The organism is Wolbachia pipientis (genome assembly GCF_023661085.1).
In the GTDB taxonomy this organism is placed as follows: Bacteria; Pseudomonadota; Alphaproteobacteria; order Rickettsiales; family Anaplasmataceae; genus Wolbachia.
Genome location: NZ_JAHDJT010000118.1, coordinates 1 through 4,012, shown reverse-complemented (window position 1 = coordinate 4,012; position 4,012 = coordinate 1). Strand labels below are relative to the sequence as shown.

At 34.0% G+C, this 4,012-nt stretch carries 7 protein-coding genes; 6 read left to right on the top strand and 1 reads right to left on the bottom strand.

Annotation, left to right across the window (positions count from 1 at the left end):
- The first annotated feature begins 171 nt into the window (after positions 1–171).
- From DM84_RS05210 to DM84_RS05185, 6 genes are all read left to right on the top strand, one after another.
- Entirely contained in the window at positions 172–390 is a 219-nt protein-coding gene (locus DM84_RS05210) for a hypothetical protein (RefSeq protein WP_250778875.1), read from the top strand.
- Positions 381–653, top strand: a complete 273-nt coding sequence (locus DM84_RS05205; RefSeq protein ID WP_250778874.1) for a type II toxin-antitoxin system RelE family toxin — start codon at positions 381–383, stop codon at positions 651–653. Before DM84_RS05210 ends, DM84_RS05205 begins: the two co-directional genes overlap by 10 nt.
- A gap of 118 nt (positions 654–771) precedes the next feature.
- The gene (locus DM84_RS05200) at positions 772–1,014 is read left to right on the top strand and encodes a hypothetical protein (RefSeq protein ID WP_250778873.1); all 243 of its coding nucleotides are present in this window, start codon (positions 772–774) and stop codon (positions 1,012–1,014) included.
- Between the two features lie 390 nt (positions 1,015–1,404).
- Positions 1,405–1,626 carry a hypothetical protein gene (locus DM84_RS05195; protein ID WP_250778871.1) on the top strand — a complete coding sequence of 74 codons (222 nt, stop codon included), beginning with the start codon at positions 1,405–1,407 and terminating at the stop codon, positions 1,624–1,626.
- A 3-nt stretch (positions 1,627–1,629) separates the two neighbouring features.
- Complete coding sequence (locus tag DM84_RS05190) at positions 1,630–1,923, top strand: type II toxin-antitoxin system RelE family toxin (protein ID WP_349305107.1); 294 nt, start codon at positions 1,630–1,632, stop codon at positions 1,921–1,923.
- A gap of 312 nt (positions 1,924–2,235) precedes the next feature.
- Entirely contained in the window at positions 2,236–3,198 is a 963-nt protein-coding gene (locus tag DM84_RS05185; protein WP_250778869.1) for an ABC transporter permease subunit, read from the top strand.
- A gap of 32 nt (positions 3,199–3,230) precedes the next feature.
- Here DM84_RS05185 and dcd read toward each other — a convergent pair whose 3' ends face one another.
- A complete protein-coding gene (dcd, locus tag DM84_RS05180; protein WP_250778867.1) occupies positions 3,231–3,788 on the bottom strand; it encodes a dCTP deaminase in 558 nt (185 codons plus the stop codon).
- Positions 3,789–4,012 lie beyond the last annotated feature (224 nt).

Here is a 4,012-nt window from a genome sequence, read left to right as displayed (position 1 = left end):
AAATGCCGGAGGGGTTTTGAGGTATAGCTAATTTTAACTTTGCAGCTATGAGTATCACTAATAAAAGTTACTATATTTCATGCAGTTGTTCTACATATTAACAACTTTTTTTATTGAAAAATTCAGAAAGATATTGTAGAATTATTATAGTAATAGACTTCGGTAAAACTTATGACAGATTCAAGATTTAGCACAACTTTCAACAATGAAATTTCAGAGTGTCTTGCTGGACTAGCTAAAATAAGGAACAAGTCCATTAGAGAACTAACAGAAGAGCTAATACAAGAAGCGATTGAAAATGAGGAAGACAAAATACTAATCGAACGCGCTACTGAACTTAATGTCCCAGGTGCAGAAACAGTTGATCTAAAAGACGTCAAGTGGGACTAAAGCGCTATACGATTAAGTTTCTAAAAAATGTTAGTAAAAGGGATTTACCGATTCTTCCAAAAACAATAAAGTTAAGAGTTGAAGAAATAATAAAAGAGCGTCTTACAGTCAACCCAATTAATCTTGGTGAATCGTTGCGTTATAAATTCAAAGGACACGGAAGACTAAGAACCGGTGATTATCGTATTATATATCATGTAAATGCCGTGAAATATGAAGTAACCATTGTTTCAATAAAACACAGAAAAGACATTTACGAGTAAGTACATCCAAAACTTTCAATATATTTCTACACAGCCCCTTCTTCTGATCTATTTTCTTTATTGAAAAATTAAAAAAAATGTTGTATACTGGTTATAGTAGTAGACTTTGGTAAAACTTATGGTAAACGCTAATGTAGCTTTCAGTAAAGAAACTCTACAGCACTTTGCTAAACTGGTTGAGCTCACTAAGCAGCCCTCTCAAGAACTAGCAGAAAAGCTGTTTAGAAAAGCAACAGATCGTGAAATAGAGGATTTTCTAGTATCTAAAATCTCTGATGAGCATGATGTTGAAGGCGCAGAAATGATTAAAAGTGAGGATGTAGACTGGGATACACTATTATCCGCAGAAGCAAAACCATAAATTGTGAAGTATGATGTTGACTACCCGAAAAAAATTCTTAAAAGAGACTTTCTTCCCTTATTACCGGAAATAAGAAAAAAAATAAAAAAACTCATAGAGGATAAAATTGCAGCTAATCCATTTAAAGTCGTTAAGTGGTAAACTGAAAGAATATAGAAGCCTAAGGACTAGAGATTGCCGTATTGTATACCGCATAAACATTGCAGAACATAAGATAATTCCTGCTTCAGTAGGATACAGAAAAAACGTCTATGATAAGACACCATTGGATTTACTGTAGTAAACATTAAATGTATTTTTATACAACCCCTTTTCCTGATCTATTTCCTTTATTGAAAAATTAAAAGAAATGTTGTATACTAACTGTAGTAATAGACTTCGGTAAAACTTATGGCAGATTCAGGAATTAACATAGCTCTTGATCGAAAAACTTCACACCACCTTGCTAGACTGGCTGAAGTTACCAAGGAGCCTATCCAAAAATTAGCAAAAAGGCTAATTGTAGAAGGAATAGAGTGTGAGATAGAGGAGATTGCATTAGCTGATATTGTTAAGGAATGTGAAGCTCCAGGTGCAGAAACAATTAAGTATGAAGACTTCGAACAGGAGTAAAGTATTTACAAAATTGAGCTTTCAAAGAGGTATGCTAAAAAGGATTTTCCAGCTCTGTCAGAAGAAACAAAATCTGCTATTAAAAAAGCTATAGAAGAGGAGCTCAAAGTTAAACCAACTAAAGTCGGTAAACCATTACGTGGTGAATTACGAGGATATAGAAGACTAAAGTTCGATAAATACCGCCTCATCTATCATGTGAATATTTCAAAACGCAAAGTACTTCTTGTCACAGCAGGATATAGAGATAACATTTATAACCAGGCAGGATTGTTAGATTTATTACCAAAACTTTAAATATATTTCTACATAGCCCCTTTTCCTGATCCATTCTCTACTTAGGCGGCTTTACTCAAATTAAAAAATCTAGACTTTTTGGACCTTACATACTATTTAGATTAATACAGTTTTTTTCTGAGTATCTTCCTTAACAAAAAAATAGCCAGTAAATTCAATCATTTATAGTAAGTAATTAGAGATTTTCTTAAGGAGAGCGCACAGCGAACCATATTACTAATAGATCTGTGATAACTAAAAATGCAAAATTTACTTGATTTTATGTTAAACACTGGTATAATTTAGCATTATTATTAAAAGCTGGTAGTGGAAATGAAACTCGAAATGTCAGAAGAGAACAGTAAAAGAGTTTTATCTGGTGTAAAATGGATTATTAATGCTAGTCAAAACTATAAGTCAAATAGTTCTGGAAAAAAGCTAATTAATGCTTTTTTACTTCTTCCAATTATTGTACCCACTGTTATAATGGGATCACTAATTGTTTGCACCTACTTCTTTTTAAGTGCTGTTAGTGTTCAAAAGGATGATTCTAAATTGTCTAAAGTAGTAAAAGGTTTAGCTAGAATTCTAATATATATTGTTGCTGCTGTGGTTCTAATTCCATGCGCTATATTAAATCTAGTAATTTCACTTATACCATTCCTCATTTTTCGGGCTATTAATAAAGACATATTCAACCAAAAAGACACAAATATAGAAGATAATCAAGGTCAAACAGTAAATAAAGTTAATGGTGAAGAGTACAGCACACTTATTGAAGAAGAAGTCAATAAGTTAGGGCAACAAGATAATACAGAGCAGGATCAGCCAACTACCAACTCATGTCAACCATTAACTAGTAATCCACCACATAATCGACCAACTGTAAAAGTAATATCTCGAGTAGTAGACAACACACAGGTTGTAGACCAGACTACTATAGTAGAGGATATAAACAATGATAACATACGAGATGGTAAAGCGATGGTTCGAATAGCTGGGAATGATAGTTGCCTTGGTATTGGTTATATTGCTTTCGGATATGACACTAATCAACACAAAGGTTTCGCTTTTGCTGGAGGGTTTTCATGTAAATTGGTTAAAGGTGGAGATGGAAAAGCAAGTGGAGTAGACGTGGGATTGGGCTTAAGCGTGCGCGCAGGAGCTAATAAACAAGAAGCAGAACGAGCACTAAAGCAAAGCGAATTAGCACGAACTATGCTATCACCTGGTAATGGTGGAATGTTGTCTATAGAGCAATGCGATAGTACAAGACGAAATGAAATCTCATCGTAGGTGGTAGTGGAAGCTATCACTCTTACAGCAATTCACTTCACCAGTGGTAAAGTAATACCGCACTGCTTCATATACTTTCCTTTCATGTCATCATATGATTTTCCACACTCGCTTTCACCACTTAAAAACACAAATTGGCATGCTCCTTCATTAGCGTAAATTTTTGCAGGAAGTGGAGTAGTGTTTGAGAATTCGAGTGTGACATGACCTTCCCATCCAGGTTCAAGGGGAGTAACGTTTACTATGATTCCACACCTTGCATAAGTTGATTTACCAACACAAATAACTAGTACATTCCTTGGTATACGAAAATATTCAATTGTGCTTGCAAGTGCAAAGCTATTTGGCGGAATTATGCATACATCTGTTTCCTTATCTATAAAACTATTCTCGGAAAAATTCTTAGGGTCCACCACAGCCGAATTAACGTTAGTAAAAATCTTGAATTTATTGCCAACCCTTGCGTCATACCCATAAGATGATAGTCCAAAAGATATAACACCTTTACAGCTTTTGTGATCCACAAAAGGTTCTATCATTCCAAAGTTTTCAGCTTTTTCTTTTATCCATTTATCTGGCATAACCGCCATAATTTTCCTCTAAAGTTGTGTAATACTTACAATAATATAAAATAAAATTTAAATTGTAAACTACGTGCCGGCACTGAAATGACTCCGTCTTATCCAGTTCATAAATTGTTTTAACTGTAAACACTAAGAAATTTACTGAATGAAAAAAGGCAAAAGAAGCCCTGGTCATTATTTATTTTCAGTATTGGCGTTTTTATGCTTTAAACGCTGCAATTTAGCTGCTT

What these genes read in the sequence shown, in the direction of transcription:
- DM84_RS05195 (WP_250778871.1), top strand. Translation starts at nt 1,405, where the DNA reads ATGGCAGATTCAGGAATTAACATAGCTCTTGATCGAAAAACTTCACAC.
- DM84_RS05210 (WP_250778875.1), top strand. Translation starts at nt 172, where the DNA reads ATGACAGATTCAAGATTTAGCACAACTTTCAACAATGAAATTTCAGAG.
- dcd (WP_250778867.1), bottom strand. Translation starts at nt 3,788, where the DNA reads ATGGCGGTTATGCCAGATAAATGGATAAAAGAAAAAGCTGAAAACTTT.
- DM84_RS05185 (WP_250778869.1), top strand. Translation starts at nt 2,236, where the DNA reads ATGAAACTCGAAATGTCAGAAGAGAACAGTAAAAGAGTTTTATCTGGT.
- DM84_RS05200 (WP_250778873.1), top strand. Translation starts at nt 772, where the DNA reads ATGGTAAACGCTAATGTAGCTTTCAGTAAAGAAACTCTACAGCACTTT.